This window comes from Mycobacterium sp. (assembly GCF_052144515.1).
In the GTDB taxonomy this organism is placed as follows: Bacteria; Actinomycetota; Actinomycetes; order Mycobacteriales; family Mycobacteriaceae; genus Mycobacterium.
The window spans coordinates 38,899-52,394 of sequence record NZ_JBKQQD010000033.1; the positions used below are offsets into that span (position 1 = coordinate 38,899).

At 66.5% G+C, this 13,496-nt stretch carries 15 protein-coding genes; 11 read left to right on the forward strand and 4 right to left on the reverse strand.

From position 1 onward, the window contains the following. The 6 genes from ACLP9N_RS01670 to ACLP9N_RS01695 all read left to right on the forward strand — a co-directional run bounded on the left by ACLP9N_RS01670 (position 1) and on the right by ACLP9N_RS01695 (position 5,813). Entirely contained in the window at positions 1-843 is an 843-nt protein-coding gene (locus ACLP9N_RS01670; protein WP_442405769.1) for an amidohydrolase family protein, read from the forward strand. A 97-nt stretch (positions 844-940) separates the two neighbouring features. Next, positions 941-2,134, forward strand: coding sequence for an acyl-CoA dehydrogenase family protein (locus ACLP9N_RS01675; RefSeq protein WP_442405770.1), 1,194 nt, complete (start codon positions 941-943; stop codon positions 2,132-2,134). Continuing rightward, positions 2,131-3,021 carry an enoyl-CoA hydratase/isomerase family protein gene (locus tag ACLP9N_RS01680; RefSeq protein ID WP_442405771.1) on the forward strand — a complete coding sequence of 297 codons (891 nt, stop codon included), beginning with the start codon at positions 2,131-2,133 and terminating at the stop codon, positions 3,019-3,021. Before ACLP9N_RS01675 ends, ACLP9N_RS01680 begins: the two co-directional genes overlap by 4 nt. Further along, positions 3,018-3,794, forward strand: coding sequence for an SDR family oxidoreductase (locus ACLP9N_RS01685; RefSeq protein WP_442405772.1), 777 nt, complete (start codon positions 3,018-3,020; stop codon positions 3,792-3,794). Before ACLP9N_RS01680 ends, ACLP9N_RS01685 begins: the two co-directional genes overlap by 4 nt. 15 nt (positions 3,795-3,809) lie before the next feature. Further along, positions 3,810-4,967, forward strand: a complete 1,158-nt coding sequence (locus ACLP9N_RS01690) for an acyl-CoA dehydrogenase family protein (RefSeq protein ID WP_442405773.1) — start codon at positions 3,810-3,812, stop codon at positions 4,965-4,967. 12 nt (positions 4,968-4,979) lie between these two features. Beyond that, complete coding sequence (locus ACLP9N_RS01695; protein ID WP_442405774.1) at positions 4,980-5,813, forward strand: SDR family NAD(P)-dependent oxidoreductase; 834 nt, start codon at positions 4,980-4,982, stop codon at positions 5,811-5,813. Between the two features lie 288 nt (positions 5,814-6,101). Here the strand turns inward: ACLP9N_RS01695 and ACLP9N_RS01700 are convergent, their stop codons facing one another. Beyond that, positions 6,102-6,773 carry a TetR/AcrR family transcriptional regulator gene (locus ACLP9N_RS01700; protein ID WP_442405775.1) on the reverse strand — a complete coding sequence of 224 codons (672 nt, stop codon included), beginning with the start codon at positions 6,771-6,773 and terminating at the stop codon, positions 6,102-6,104. 107 nt (positions 6,774-6,880) lie between these two features. Between ACLP9N_RS01700 and ACLP9N_RS01705 the strand changes: the two genes are divergently transcribed. Next, positions 6,881-7,738 (forward strand): spirocyclase AveC family protein, encoded by an 858-nt coding sequence (locus tag ACLP9N_RS01705; protein ID WP_442405776.1) that lies wholly within the window; start codon positions 6,881-6,883, stop codon positions 7,736-7,738. A 46-nt stretch (positions 7,739-7,784) separates the two neighbouring features. Here the strand turns inward: ACLP9N_RS01705 and ACLP9N_RS01710 are convergent, their stop codons facing one another. Continuing rightward, positions 7,785-8,765, reverse strand: coding sequence for an acyl-CoA dehydrogenase family protein (locus ACLP9N_RS01710; protein ID WP_442405777.1), 981 nt, complete (start codon positions 8,763-8,765; stop codon positions 7,785-7,787). A gap of 215 nt (positions 8,766-8,980) precedes the next feature. On the opposite strand from ACLP9N_RS01710, the gene ACLP9N_RS01715 reads away from it, so the two are divergent. Next, complete coding sequence (locus ACLP9N_RS01715) at positions 8,981-9,586, forward strand: TetR-like C-terminal domain-containing protein (RefSeq protein WP_442405778.1); 606 nt, start codon at positions 8,981-8,983, stop codon at positions 9,584-9,586. Between the two features lie 5 nt (positions 9,587-9,591). Here the strand turns inward: ACLP9N_RS01715 and ACLP9N_RS01720 are convergent, their stop codons facing one another. Next, entirely contained in the window at positions 9,592-10,248 is a 657-nt protein-coding gene (locus ACLP9N_RS01720; RefSeq protein WP_442405779.1) for a hypothetical protein, read from the reverse strand. After that, a complete protein-coding gene (locus tag ACLP9N_RS01725) occupies positions 10,232-11,053 on the reverse strand; it encodes an SDR family NAD(P)-dependent oxidoreductase (RefSeq protein ID WP_442405780.1) in 822 nt (273 codons plus the stop codon). Before ACLP9N_RS01725 ends, ACLP9N_RS01720 begins: the two co-directional genes overlap by 17 nt. Before the next feature lie 167 nt (positions 11,054-11,220). Between ACLP9N_RS01725 and ACLP9N_RS01730 the strand changes: the two genes are divergently transcribed. The 3 genes from ACLP9N_RS01730 (at position 11,221) to ACLP9N_RS01740 (ending at position 13,469) form a co-directional block, all read left to right on the forward strand. Then, on the forward strand, positions 11,221-11,826 hold the full coding sequence (locus tag ACLP9N_RS01730) for a MarR family transcriptional regulator (RefSeq protein ID WP_442405781.1): 606 nt from the start codon (positions 11,221-11,223) through the stop codon (positions 11,824-11,826). A 155-nt stretch (positions 11,827-11,981) separates the two neighbouring features. Beyond that, entirely contained in the window at positions 11,982-12,761 is a 780-nt protein-coding gene (locus ACLP9N_RS01735) for an enoyl-CoA hydratase/isomerase family protein (RefSeq protein WP_442405782.1), read from the forward strand. Positions 12,762-12,803: 42 nt separating this feature from the next. Next, complete coding sequence (locus ACLP9N_RS01740) at positions 12,804-13,469, forward strand: HAD family hydrolase (RefSeq protein ID WP_442405783.1); 666 nt, start codon at positions 12,804-12,806, stop codon at positions 13,467-13,469. Positions 13,470-13,496: the final 27 nt, after the last annotated feature.

The following is a 13,496-nucleotide window of genomic DNA, read 5'->3' on the forward strand; positions in this document are numbered from 1 at the left end:
ATGAGCACAGCAGCGCACCGCGTTCCGATCATCGATGCCTGGGTGCAGCCCTGGCCGGCCGACGCCGTGGCCAAAATGCCGCAGCGCAACTTCACGCTGGCCGACCGCATGGCGCACGGACCCCGGATGCGCGGCGGCATCCCCCTGGAGACGCTGATCGACGAGATGGACGAGGCCGGGATCGGCAGGGCCATGTGCTCGGCGGGACCGCTCATTCCCAATGAGGCCGTCGTCGAGGCCGTGCGGCGGTATCCGGAACGGCTGACCGGGGTGGCCAGCGTCAACCCGTGGTCGCCCGACGGGGTCATGCCCGCGGTGCACGAATTGCGCACCCTCGTCCGCGAATACGGCTTCAAGGGGCTGAAACTCGAGCCGTTCATCCTCGACAAGGTGCCGACCGAAGCCCAGTGGTACCCGTTGTATACGGCATGTTCCGACCTGGACATCACCGTGCAGATACAGGTCGGCGGCACCGGACCGTCGACCTATACCTCGGAGACAGGCCGCCCCGGCCACATCGACCGGATTGCGATCGACTTTCCGGACCTGCGGCTTATCGCCGGTCACATCGGCTGGCCCTGGACGGACGAAATGATCGCCGTCGCGGCCAAACACCCGAACGTGTGGATCGACACCAGCGCGCACGTGCCCAAGTACTACCCGCCTCAGTTCGTGCACTTTCTCCGCACCTACGGCCGCCGCAAATGCATCTGGGCGAGCGACTGGCCGATCCTGACGTTTGAGGCGGCAATGACCGGGCTGGCGGCGCTCGACCTGTCCGCGGAGGTCGAGCGGTTGTTCATGCATGACAACGCGGTCGAGGCGTTCGCGCTCAAGCTCTGAAGGGGACCTCGCGGCTTGCCAAACCCGTCCGATCTTTTATATAACCAGGTTATTATTTTAAGGGTGCGGTGCCGGTTCGTCTCGACGGAGGCCTGACATGCAGTTCACCGACGAACACGAGTTGTTCCGGTCCAGTGTCAGAGAGATGCTGGCCAAAACCGTTGAACCCCACCTCGACGAATGGGAGGACCGGGGCCTTTTCCCGGGCCACGACCTGTTCCCGGAATTCGCGAAGCTGGGACTCCTTGGCCTGGAATACGATCCGGCCTACGGCGGCGAAGGCGCCGACCACTGGTTCACCGTGATCGCCTGCGAGGAGTTCGGTCGGCTACCCGGCAACGGGGTCCCCATGGCCTACAACGTGCAGGCCAACATGGCCACGCCGTCCCTGCATTGGCATGGCAGCGACGAACTCAAGCGGGAATTCCTCGTACCGGCGATCGCCGGTGAGCGGATTTGCTCGATCGCGGTGACCGAACCCGACGCCGGCTCCGACGTGGCCGGCATCCGCACCAAAGCCGCCCGGGATGGTGGCGACTGGCTGATCAGCGGGGCCAAGACCTACATCACCAACGGTGTGCAGGCCGACTGGTTGTGTCTGCTGGTGCGCACCTCCGACGAGGGCGGCTACCGCGGGATGAGCCAGGTCATCGTGCCGACCGACACCCCGGGGCTGACCGTGAGCCGCTCGCTGAAGAAACTTGGCAATTGGTGCTCGGGCACCGCCGAGCTCACGTTCGACCGGGTCCGCGTTCCGGCCGGCAACACCATCGGGGTGGTCGGTCGCGGTTTCCAGCAGCAGATGCAGCAGTTCCAAACGGAGCGAATCTGCGCGGTCTATCAGGCGGTCGGGCAGATGGAGACAGCCATCGCGCGTACCGTGGACTACTTGTCGGAGCGTCCCGCATTCGGCGGCAAGCTGATCGACAACCAGTACTTGCAGTACAACCTCGCCGAACTGGCCTGTGAGGTGGACGCGGTGAAACGGTACGCACACTCCTGCGCCGAGCTGATCGTCGCCGGCGCCGACGTAACACGCCGCACCAGCAGCGCAAAACTTTTGGCGGGCAAGCTGATTCGCCGGGTAGCCGACACCTGCCTGCAGTACCACGGGGGCATGGGCTACATGGCCGAGACATGGACCTCCCGCTTCTTCCGTGATTCCCGGCTGCTGTCGATCGGCGGCGGCGCCGACGAGGTGATGCTGCGGGTGCTCTCCCGCGACGTCATCGACAAGACGTTCTTCACCGATCGAGTTTCACCAGGCCCCAGAAGGAGCGAGCTGACATGACCGCTGCGGACACCACCACCTCCCCGGCCGAGCAGGCCGAGCGGGTGACGCTGACCAAGGACCACGACGCGCACATCGCGCGGATCACCATCTGCAATCCCGCCAAGAAGAACGCGATGGCTCCAGAGGACTGCGAGCTGATGGGCCGCCATCTCGACGACATCGCCGAGGACGACGCCATCAAGGTTGTGCTGCTGCGCGGTGAAGGCGGCGTCTTCACCACCGGGGTCGACCTCAACCGCGCCTACGGCTGGTACGCCACTCCGGGTGACGATCGCCGGCCCAGCCAACGGCGGCGGCTCGCCGTGGATCGCAAGGGCCAGAGGATGTTCCACGAATTCATCGGCTTCCCGAAAGCCACCATCGTCCAAGTGGAGTCCTATGCGCTCGGCCTGGGCCTGGAGTTGGCGCTGGCCGCCGACCTGGCGGTGGTTTCCCGCCAAGCCAAACTCGGCATGCCGGCCGCCCGCTTCCTCGGACCGGTGCTGGGCAACGTCGCCTTGTTCATGCACCGGCTGGGCCCGGTCGTGGCGCGCGACCTCATGCTGACCGGCCGGATGGCCACCGGGGCGGAATTCGAATCGGCCAAGCTGTTCACGCGTTTCGTCGACGAGCAGGACGTCGCGGCCGAAACCGAGGCGCTGGCCGCACAAGTCGCGAAGATGCCGGCGGACGGCATCGCCATAGCCAAGGAGGCGTACCGCGTCGTGGAGGCAAGCTCCGCGCTGGGTCTCGAGGAAACCACGTCCTACCTGTTCCACAGCTACGGCACGAACCTGCGATTCGAACCGGACGAGTTCAACTTCGTGAAGGAGCGCTCCGCGAGCGGCACCAGCGAAGCGTTCCGCAAACGCGACGAGCACTACGGGGAGGGGTCCGCGCGGTGACGACCCAGACCTACACCCGCACCCTGCCCGACAAGGTTCTCGTCATCGGCGGCAGCCGCGGAATCGGTCGCTCCACCGTTGTGGAACTGACCGCCGCGGGCAGCCGATGCGCCATCGGCTACCTCGAAAACGAGACCGCCGCCAAGGAGACCCAGGGAATGGCCGCGGCCACCGGCGGCCCCGAGCCGGTGCTGGTGCGCGGCGACCTCGGGACGGAACCGGCCGGTCTGGTGACCTCGGCGATCGAGGCGCTCGGCGGGCTGGGCGGACTGGTGACCACCGCGGTGCCGATCCTCGCCGGTCGCACGATGAAGGTGACGCGCGAAGAGTACGACCGCGTCTTCGACGTGCAGGTGTGGGGTCTCTGGGAGGCGGTGCGCACCGCCGTGCCCGAACTCGAGAAGGTCGGTGGTTCGGTGGTGGCGGTCAGCAGCCTGGGCGCCAATCACTATGCGCGCTACTACGGGGCGATCGGCCCCGCGAAGGCGGCGATGGAAAACCTCGTCCGCTATTTCGGTGCGGAACTCGGGCCGCGCGGCGTGCGGGTCAACGGCATTTCGCCCTCCCTGGTGGACAACCCCGGTCACGGCGGGGAGGACATCATCGCCGGTGTCAAAGACATGCAGGCCGCGGTGGCCCAGAAGACCCCGCTGCGCCGGCTGGGGCGTCCCGACGAACTGGCCTCGGTCATCGTCGCGCTGCTGTCCAGCGACTTCCGGTTCGTCACCGGCCTGACCATCCCCGTCGACGGCGGCTACGGCCTGCTGGCGTGAAAGGGCCTCGCGACAGTGAAATTCCGCCTGGAAGGCCGTGAAGCCGCGCTTCGCGACGAGCTGCGTTCTCACATCGACGAGTTCGGCCCTGACGACATGGCGGCCATGCGGGACGAGATGGCCGAACTGGAGAGCGACCGCCAGGCGCCAAAGCGCTTCCATCCGTGGCTGGTTCGCCAGAACGTCATTGGCTTGGGCTGGCCCGAACCACTGGGGCGACCCGCGTCACAGACCGACCGGTTCGTCGCCCACGAAGAACTCGACTCGGCCGGACTGCCCACCTACGGGTTGGAGCAGGCCGAAGCGGTCGGCTGGATGCTGGCCACATTCGGGCCCGACGACCTGGCGGCGGAACACATTCCGCACATAGTGGACGCCTCGTGGAGTTACGCCGGCGGATACAGCGAGCCCGAAGCCGGCAGCGACATGCTGGCCCTGCGCACCAGGGCCACCCGGACACCCGACGGCGACTTCGTTGTCACCGGGCAGAAGATGTGGACCTCCGGGGCGCACCTGGCCGACTGGATCTACACCCTGGTGCGAACCGAACCCGACAGCACCCGGCATCGTGGCCTGTCGCTGTTGATGATCGACGCCCGAGCGCCCGGGGTGACGATCCAGCCCGTGCGCGTGATGGGCGGATGGCGGGTCAACGCCTGTTTTTTCGACGACGTGCGGGTTGCCGGGAGGGCGCTGATCGGCCAGGCCGGCCAGGCCTGGACCATGATGTCGCAGGCGCTCGACATGGAGCGATCGATGAGCTTTGGAGGCCGGGAGGCACGTCTGCTGTTGGCCCGCTACCTCGACCGGGTCGGCACGCGGGGCACCGTGCTGGACGATGCGGCCTACCGCGACATCGGGGAATTCGTCATGGAATTGCAGGCCGAGCGAGTGCTCGGTCAGCAGGTTGTCGCACTGGGCGAGCGGGGCAAGTCGGCCAGCGGCGAGGCATCGATGAGCAAGCTGCACGGGCCGGCGATCGCGCAGCGCGTGGCCCAGTGGCTCGTCGACGCCCTGGGCCCCGACGCCTACACCCGCGACAGCGGGGACGCTCTGGCCGAGGACGCCGAGCACTTCCTGCGGGCGTCGACAGTGCTCTCGATCATCGGCGGCACCAGCGAGATTCAACGCAACATCATCGCCCGGCGCTGGCTGGGCCTCCCCCGGGGCTGAGCGGAGGTCGACATGGATCTGGGTCTCACAGGCCAGGTTGCCCTGGTGCTCGGCGCCACCCAAGGGATGGGCCGCGCCACGGCGGTTCGACTCGGCGCGGAAGGCGCGCATGTGGTCCTGTGTTCCCGTGGGCGCGAAGAGGGCGATTCCGAGTACCGCTATGTGACAAAGCCGGGCCTGCGGGCGGTCGCCCGACAAGTTTCCGACGCCGGCGCGGCATCGACGTCGACGGTGGTGGCCGACCTCACCCGGTCCGGGGACGCCGAGAAGGTGGTCGAGGAGACCCTGGAGCGTTACGGACGGCTGGACAAGGTGGTCAACACCGTCGGCCTCTGTGAGGTGCGGAGCTCACCGGTGGAGGCGGATGATTTGTGGGAGCGGGCATTTCAGTCGGTTCTCATGACCTCGGTGCGGATCGCGCGCGCCGCCATCCCCGCCATGCTGGAAGGCGGCGGCGGCGCGATCGTCACCACGTCCGCCATGTCGGTGCGGCACTTCATCCCGCGGATCGCTCACTATTCTGCGCAGAAGGCGGCGTTGGCGCACTTCACCAAGAATCTCGCGAAAGCGTATGGGGCACAAGGGATCCGTTCTAACGCCGTGCTGCCGGGGATGATCTTGAACGAGCAGCTCGTCGAGGAGCGCAATCAGCGGATGGCGCAGAGCGGCCATACCGAAGACGAGGACTTCCGCGAGCGCAACGCGGCCTGGGGCGGCGCCACCTGGGGCAACCGGTTCGGCGTGCCGGAGGACGTCGCCGACGCCATGGTGTTCCTGCTTTCCGAGCGCGCCGGCTACATCAACGGCGTCCTGCTCAACGTCGACGGCGGCTCAGAATACTTCTGAGCTGTCGCATGCTGCGGCGGCAACCCTCATAGTCGTCGTATCAGTCATCACATAGGCCACGTGCGTACCCTGAGTCGACCTTATGGCGATTCCCGTTTGCGATATCACCGGCGATATCGCAAATCAGACTCAGCTAATGGTCGGTCCGAGCGGATGCTCAATCGAGCGGGCTCGGTGGAGTCACAGACGGTGATGAAATCTACTGATTTGCAATATGGTTCCCAAATCATCACCAGAGTCGGTGACCCTGGTACGCCCTTCGGTGTCACCGTCAAGACGTCAATGTGGTCAGTCGCGGCTCTCGACAAGTCTGATGCGCAGCCCGGTAAGGAGTGCCTGCACGGCCGCACGGAGGTGGTCGCGGGGGGAGACCGCACTGCTGGCCGCGATGGCTTCCGCCAGTTCCGGTGACGGGGGTTCGTCTTGCGGCAACGAGAACGGCGTGAGTTGAGCCCATCCCGCGATCAGCGCGCATATGGCCGTGTAGGCCTCGGCGCTGGCGCCCGGACCGAAGCCCCCGGCCCGCAGTTGCGCCACGACGAAACTGGCCACCCCGACATCTTCGACCCGGCCGTGCTGGGCATTGAGCACATAGTTGACGACGCCCGGGAACTCTTCGGTCAGGTCGGCGGTGACGAGGAGCACGCGTTCGATGGCGTCGTCCCACTCCTCATCGGGCCGGCGGACCAGTTGATCGGCGAATTCGCGTTTCATGATGCTGGCAGCCACCATCGAGGCCAGGCCTGTGCGCCCGCCCCGAACGTGGTAGTAGACCGCGGGCCCGGTAACCCCCAGGGCTTCAGCGACTTTCGTCACCGTTAAGGCATCGAGTCCAGCGCTACGTATCACCTCGACGGCCGCGTCGAGAATATCGGTCTCGGTGAGCACGGACGTCTGCACGCCGCCGCGCTGTCCGCCAAACCTCTTCGTTCGACCCACCCCGGCATTCTGCACCGTCATGCAGCACCGCGTGACCCGCGGGGACGTTCCCGGCCGAAGCCATTGACACCGTGCCACTGCATTTACATACTGTTAATGCTCGGTACCGCCCGCGCAAAGGAGGATTCGTGGACCCGCAACGGCTGATCAATTTCGTGTTCATGGCCGTATTTCTGGCCTCGGTCATATGGCTGTATCGCGGCGACAGGGCGGCCGGGCACGTGCGGACCGTGACGTGGATGTTCATCGGCGCCACCTCGATGTCCTGGCTGGAAGCGGTCTGGGACTGGACCCTGTACTACCGCTTCAATCCGAAGCAGGACTGGCTCATGCCGTCATCGATTCCCGTGCTGGGCATGGCCGGCGGCTGGCCGTATGTCATGCCATGCATCTACGGCCCCTGGTTCGTCCTGTGCACCTACTTCTTCGCCAAGAAACTGGTGGAGCGCAATGTCAGCACTCGCAACATCGTCGCCCTGTCAATCGTCGCCGGCGCGTTCGCGGAGTTGGTCCTGGAGATTCCGTTCCTGTTCATCGGCAACTACTCCTACACCCGGTCGGTGCCGGGTTTCGCGCTCTTTACCGGCACACAGCAGCAGTATCCGTTGCTGGTCGCCGTCTATATGGCACCCGTGATGGCGTTCTTCACGATCATGATGGTGCGCGGGCTGAGGGCATCGACCGTACCGGCGGCACCGGCCAAGGAATTTGCCGGCGTCGGCGTCGGCTCGTCGGCACCCCTGCCCGCGCCCGCCGGCCACGCATCCAGGCAGCCGACAAGTCTCTGGTCGCGACTCGGCAACTTGCGCGCGTTCGGCGGGCATGACGACCGCGTGGCCGCCAACCTCATTGCCTCGATGGCGTCGTGCCAGATCGGCTTTGCGCTGGTGATGGTTCCCGCGCTCATCGTCCGGTACGCCGGGTGGGCGACCCAGGTGGGGTTGGCGAATCCGTTCGGAGTGGCCGCCTATCCGTTCCCGTTCTGATCGGCGCCCGGATAGCCGGGCCGCGCAGAGTAATTCGTATCGACAGTTAGCCGATCTCGCGCGCCCACCTCGGCAAGGTGAAACCGCGGTCGAACTGCCACAAATCGGTGACCTTGTCGCGGGTCGCGGGATCGGCCAAAGTCCGGGCCAGTCGGGCCAGCCAGGGGCCGGGGTCGGGCATCGCGGCGCTCCACGCACGGATGCGCCGGGAGAACAGCTGACAATCCGCCTCCACAGTGAACCCGTAACCACCCAGTGCCTGATGCACGGTGGCGGCCGCCTGCCGCGACGCTTTCCGGGCTTTGGCCGCCGCCATCACCGCGGCGAAAATCGGCACGGCGCCGTCGGTCGCGCCCAGGTATGCCGCGTGGCGTACGAGAAGGTCGGCGGCCTGCACGGCGGTCACCGCATCCGCCAAGGGGTGGGAGACCCCCTGGAAGCTTCCGACCGGCACCCCGAACTGCCGGCGCCCGGCGACATAGTTGACGCCATCCCGGATCAGCGCCTGGCTGGCACCGACCAGCCGCGCCGATTCCAGGAGAAACCCCCAGGCGCGCATCGCGTCGACGTCACCGTCGCACGGCTGCGGCTCTGCATCGGCGACCAGGACAACCCGCTCCCCCGCGGCGCTGCGGCGCACCCTTGTGGGCAGCGGTGCCAGGCCGAGGCCGGAGCCCATCGAAACCGCCACCCGCGCAAGGCCCGCCGGCACCACCGGCCGGTCGACGCCATTGGCCACCCCTGGCTCACCGAGCAGGAGACTCGCCGGCATTGCCGAGACGAACGGTATCGGGGCGAGGTGCGCGCCAAGCGCGACCGCCGCCGCGGTCAGTAGGTACGGGTGGGGGGGAAGGTCCCACAACCCGAAATCGCGCAACACCCGATCGAGCTGCTCAACGGATCCGACTTCCTCCGATTCAGTGGTGTCCATGGCCCGAAGGGCTTCCGACGTGCAATATTTGGCCAACAGCGCGGCGAGCGCGTCCGAGAGTTCCTTCGCCTCCTGCGGCCAACGCTCATCGAACATCGATAACTCCGACCACTCCTCGCTGCTGAGATCTGCAACCAGGTTATACGATTTGCTGCGGAGCGGGAGCCCAAGGCTCCGTCGCCACAGTCTGCCAACCCGCTCACGACCCATTGACGTTCCGTCATCTTCGACGCTGCGAGCGCCTGTTCCGGACCATAACAGCGCTCCGGTAGTTTGCACCTGAGACCGAGTCGAAAAGGGCAAGGACGGTCATGACACCATCGGCGAATGCGGGCAGCGGCCGTCCCCGTGACCCGACGATGGAGCAACGCGTACGCCAAGCCGCATGCGACCTATACGGACGAGTCGGCTGGGCCGGTTTCAGCATCGACGCGGTGGCCCGCGACGCGCGAGTGGGCAAGTCGTCGATATACCTGCGCTGGCCCGACCAGACGGCGTTGCTCCTCGATACGCTCCAGGCCCGCATCGCCCTGCCGTTGGATACCGACAGCGGAAGCCTGCGCAGTGATCTGATCGTGTTGAGCCGAAGCATCTTTGACCTGCTCGCCAGCGACATCGGTGACGTTGTCGTCCGGCTGAGCGCCGAAGCCCGATCGGTGCCCGAGCTGGCGCCGCGCTGGGCGGACTTCGTGGGGGCTCAGGCGGCAGCCATGCGGGCGATCACGCAACGGGGCATCGCCCGCGGCGATCTGCCGGAGAATGCGCCGGTGACGGTGATGCTGGATGCCTTGTTCGGTGGCCTGCTGATGCATTTCATGGCGACACCGCCATCGCGAATCCGGCGACTTGCCAAGGAGGGCAACGACTACACCGAAGCGCTGGTCGACATGCTTCTGGCCGCCGTGCCGAAGAGGTGAGACCCTCAGACCGGGCTGAAGTCCGAAATCAGCCACCGCCCAACCACTTTGGCAAGGGTTACGCGGACGCTTGACGCGGTGGCGGTCGGCGGGTCGAGGTCGCTGTTGAAGGTCTGATTGACGAAAACCATGACCACGGCCCGGCTCGTGGTGACCCACACGGAAGCGGCGGCCGGGACCGTGGCGACTGCCGAGACGTGCTTCCGGTGCGAATCGGGAATGACCACCTGGTGCGTGTACGCCGTGTAGGAGGTTTTGAAATTGCCGGTCAGTCGTTCTCGCGCCGCTCGGAGATCGCTGTCCACGCTGTCGGCGTGGTAGGTCAGCAGCGCGGCGGCGCCGTCCGTGGCCGCACGAACCGAGTCGACGCGGGCCTGCCGCAGGAAGTTTGCGGAGATCGCCGTCCAGGTCATAAACCCGGCGCCGGCGCCCAGGAGCACCAGCAGCGCCGGCAGCACACCAAAGGCGATGGCGCGCGTCGCGCGGCTACCGGCGACCGCCGGGGCGACGCTCGCCGCGTCGTCGTCGGGCGCTTCGGCGTCATCCCGGTCACCCGGTGCCGCGACACCTTCTTCGTCGAGATCGGCGCCACTCCTAGGCCGATGCCGGCCGCCTTTGGCGCGCTCGGCCGCCTCCACGGGGCCATCACCTTCGACTGCCATACCTACTCCTCGGGCAACCCTCGCCCGCAGTCCAGTTCGTGGCGGAGAGCCGGCGAATCGCGCCGCCGAGCAACCGCGGCGCCAACCGGCGCACACGCCACAACGCTTTCGCCGGCACGCCGGGAAACACGTAGATGCCGGTGCGCCGGTGCGTCAGCGATGCCTCGATGGCGTCGATCACCTGCTCGGGGGCCGCTATCGACGTCAGATTCTTCAGCCTCTCGGGCATTCCCTGAGCCATGATGTCGTCGAGCATCGGCGTCTGCACCCCGCCGGGACAGACACACCGCACGGTCAAACCGCTGCCCGTCACCTCCATCGCCAACGTCTCCGCGAAGCCCACGACCGCAAACTTGGTCGCCGTGTAGGCCGCCATCGCGGGCGTGGGCATCCATCCGGCCAGCGACGCGAACAACACCACCTCGCCGGTGCCGCGAGACCGCATGCCCGGTAGTACCGCCTTCACCCAGCGCACGGTTCCCAGATAGTTGACATTCATCGAACGCTCGAAGGCACCGCCCGGTAGATCTTCGATGCGACCCGACACCGCGATGCCGGCGGCGTTGACCAGTCGGTCGATCGCGCCGAACCGGTCCAATACGGCGCGCGAAGCGGCGGTTACCTGGCCGTCGTCGGACACGTCGCACGGGTGCGGTGCGGCACCGGTCTCGGCCACGACAGCGTCCAGTTGCGGCCCGGGGAGGTCGACGGCGGCCACCGCCCAGCCTCGTTCGGCCAGCCGCGCGGTCATCAACCTGCCCATCCCGCTGGCAGCGCCCGTGACGACCGCGACTCTGGTAGCCATCTATCGTCTCCTCCTCCGGTCGCAAGACGGGTCCAGGACATGGCGTGACTATGATCGGGGCTTGCAATACATCTGAAGGATATACATTCGGGCTGGAGGATTGACCCCACGGCCGGAAAGTGCCCTTCTCACGATGGTGATCGACGGATCGTCGAAAGGATTCGGTGATGATCGAGCTGAAAGTGCTGCAGGCAGTTCGCCTCAAAGGCCGAGTCGGCCCGGCCGAGATCGCCGCCACCACCAACGAAGACCCGGCGGCGGTGGCCGACGGGGTCAGCGCCGCAACCGAGGCGGGCTTCCTCGTCGAGGGCAAGACGCTCCGGCTCTCGCCAGAGGGCCGCACCCGACTCGGCGAGCTCCTGGCGGCGGAACGGGAGAAGGCAAACCACGCCGCCGTCGAGGCGGCCTACGACAACTTCCGCAGCGTCAACGCCGATTTCAAGGCGTTGGTGGCGGACTGGCAGCTCAAAAACGGCGAGCCGAACGCACACGACGACGCGGAATACGACTCGGCGGTTTTGGCGCGGCTGGCCGACGTACACGAACGAGTGCTGCCGATCACCACGGCTGTCGCAGCCGAAGTTCCGCGCCTTGCAGCCTATTCGGACAAATTGGCGACGGCGTTGGCGAAGGTGCAATCGGGAGAGACGACCTGGCTGACGCGGCCGATCATCGACTCGTATCACACCGTGTGGTTCGAACTGCACGAGGAATTGATCCTCGCCGCCGGCCTCACCCGCGAAAGCGAGGCGCAGGCCGGCCACGCACACTAGGCGAACGCGACGTCGGCACCCATTTCACACCTGTTAAACTAAGTTGGCTATGTCGCTAGGGACGATATCGTGAAGGCCCGGTTAGGCGAGGCGCGAATCATTGGCGTCGTTGCCCGTTGGCACGCACCCGAGGCCCCGAGGAAACGAGGAGCGACGTGACAGACCCCGGCTTTGAAACCATCGAATTCCACGTCAGCGACCATGTCGCCACCCTGACGCTCAACCGGCCCGAGAAGTTGAACTCCTTCAACCAACGCATGGCCGAGGAAGTGGCCGCGGCCTGGCGACGGACCCGGGAGGACGACGACATCCGGGTGGCCATTGTTCAGGCCAATGGCGAGCGGGCCTTCTGCACCGGAATCGACGTCGAGAAAGGCCCGTGGTGGTATCACGAACCGATCTTCAACCAGGAGGATCCGGGCGTGCTGCTGGGCCCCAAGGCGCACCTGGTGTGGAAGCCGGTGATCGCGGCGCTGCACGGCATGGTGGCCGGTGGTGCAATGTATTTCGTCAACGAGGCAGACTTTGCGATCTGTTCGGAGTCGACCGTGTTCTTCGACCCGCACGCCAACGGCGGCGTCGTATCCGCCCTCGAGCCGATGGGCATGCTGGCCCGGGGCGTGCCCTTCGGTGACGTGATGCGCTGGGCGTTGCTCGGCAGCGAGGAACGGATCAGCGCACCCACCGCGCTGCGCCTCGGCCTGGTTACCGAGGTGGTTCCGGACGATGAATTGCGTTCCCGGGCGGCCCAGTTGGCAGCGGAGATCGCGGCGCGCCGACCGCAGGCCATCCAGGGCACCGTGCGCGCGCTGTGGGAAGCCCGCGACCTGCCACCGAGCGTTGCCCAACGGCACGGGTTGTCATACACCCATATCGGCAACGCGGGCGCCGAAGGGAATTCGCGCACCAACAAACGGGCGCCCCGCACCCGTTGAGGCCGGCGGGCAGCCACGCCACAGTACCGAGATGGAGCGCCGATGACCACGTCTGAGACCCGCGGCGCGCGGGAGCCTATGGCACTTCTGATCGACTACGGCGGGGTGCTGACGGCGTCGGTGCTCGAGGCTTTCTCTGCGGCATGCACCTCGATCGGGGTCGACAGTCAGGGCTTCCTCAACGAAGCGTTTGCGGCGTCGCACGCGAAGGACAGCCCGTTCGCTCTGCTGGAACTCGGTCACATCGGCGGAGAAGAGTTCAGTGAACGGCTCACCCCGGTGCTGCGCCGCTACGCGACGGGACCGGTGAACGGCCACCAGTTCTTCTCGGCGGTACAGAACGTGACCTGGGACGTGGACGCGGCGATGACAGCGGCCGTCAACGGCTTCATCGCGGCCGGGGTGCCGACGGTGCTGGTGAGCAATTCCTGGGGCAAGTCCGAAACCTATCCGTGGGAACAACTTCCCGCGTTCACCGCGGCCGTGGTGTCGTCGGAAGTCGGGCTGCGCAAGCCCGACCGCGACATCTACCTGCTGGCCGCCGAGCGGGTCGATGTCGAGCCGGCCCAGTGCGTGTTCGTGGACGACCTCGAAGTCAACCTGGCGACCGCGCGGGAGCTGGGCATGACAGCCGTGCTGCACAAGGCGGCCGAGACGACGATCGCCGAGCTTGCCAGACTATTGGGCGTGACCGGCGATTCACCCTGACCAATCTCGGCCGCCGGCGCGGCGAAC

Excerpts from the sequence above, each read along its gene's own strand:
- ACLP9N_RS01670 (WP_442405769.1), top strand. The coding sequence starts at position 1 with ATGAGCACAGCAGCGCACCGCGTTCCGATCATCGATGCCTGGGTGCAG.
- ACLP9N_RS01675 (WP_442405770.1), top strand. The coding sequence starts at position 941 with ATGCAGTTCACCGACGAACACGAGTTGTTCCGGTCCAGTGTCAGAGAG.
- ACLP9N_RS01680 (WP_442405771.1), top strand. The coding sequence starts at position 2,131 with ATGACCGCTGCGGACACCACCACCTCCCCGGCCGAGCAGGCCGAGCGG.
- ACLP9N_RS01695 (WP_442405774.1), top strand. The coding sequence starts at position 4,980 with ATGGATCTGGGTCTCACAGGCCAGGTTGCCCTGGTGCTCGGCGCCACC.
- ACLP9N_RS01700 (WP_442405775.1), bottom strand. The coding sequence starts at position 6,773 with ATGACGGTGCAGAATGCCGGGGTGGGTCGAACGAAGAGGTTTGGCGGA.
- ACLP9N_RS01710 (WP_442405777.1), bottom strand. The coding sequence starts at position 8,765 with ATGTTCGATGAGCGTTGGCCGCAGGAGGCGAAGGAACTCTCGGACGCG.
- ACLP9N_RS01715 (WP_442405778.1), top strand. The coding sequence starts at position 8,981 with ATGACACCATCGGCGAATGCGGGCAGCGGCCGTCCCCGTGACCCGACG.
- ACLP9N_RS01720 (WP_442405779.1), bottom strand. The coding sequence starts at position 10,248 with ATGGCAGTCGAAGGTGATGGCCCCGTGGAGGCGGCCGAGCGCGCCAAA.
- ACLP9N_RS01725 (WP_442405780.1), bottom strand. The coding sequence starts at position 11,053 with ATGGCTACCAGAGTCGCGGTCGTCACGGGCGCTGCCAGCGGGATGGGC.
- ACLP9N_RS01730 (WP_442405781.1), top strand. The coding sequence starts at position 11,221 with ATGATCGAGCTGAAAGTGCTGCAGGCAGTTCGCCTCAAAGGCCGAGTC.
- ACLP9N_RS01740 (WP_442405783.1), top strand. The coding sequence starts at position 12,804 with ATGACCACGTCTGAGACCCGCGGCGCGCGGGAGCCTATGGCACTTCTG.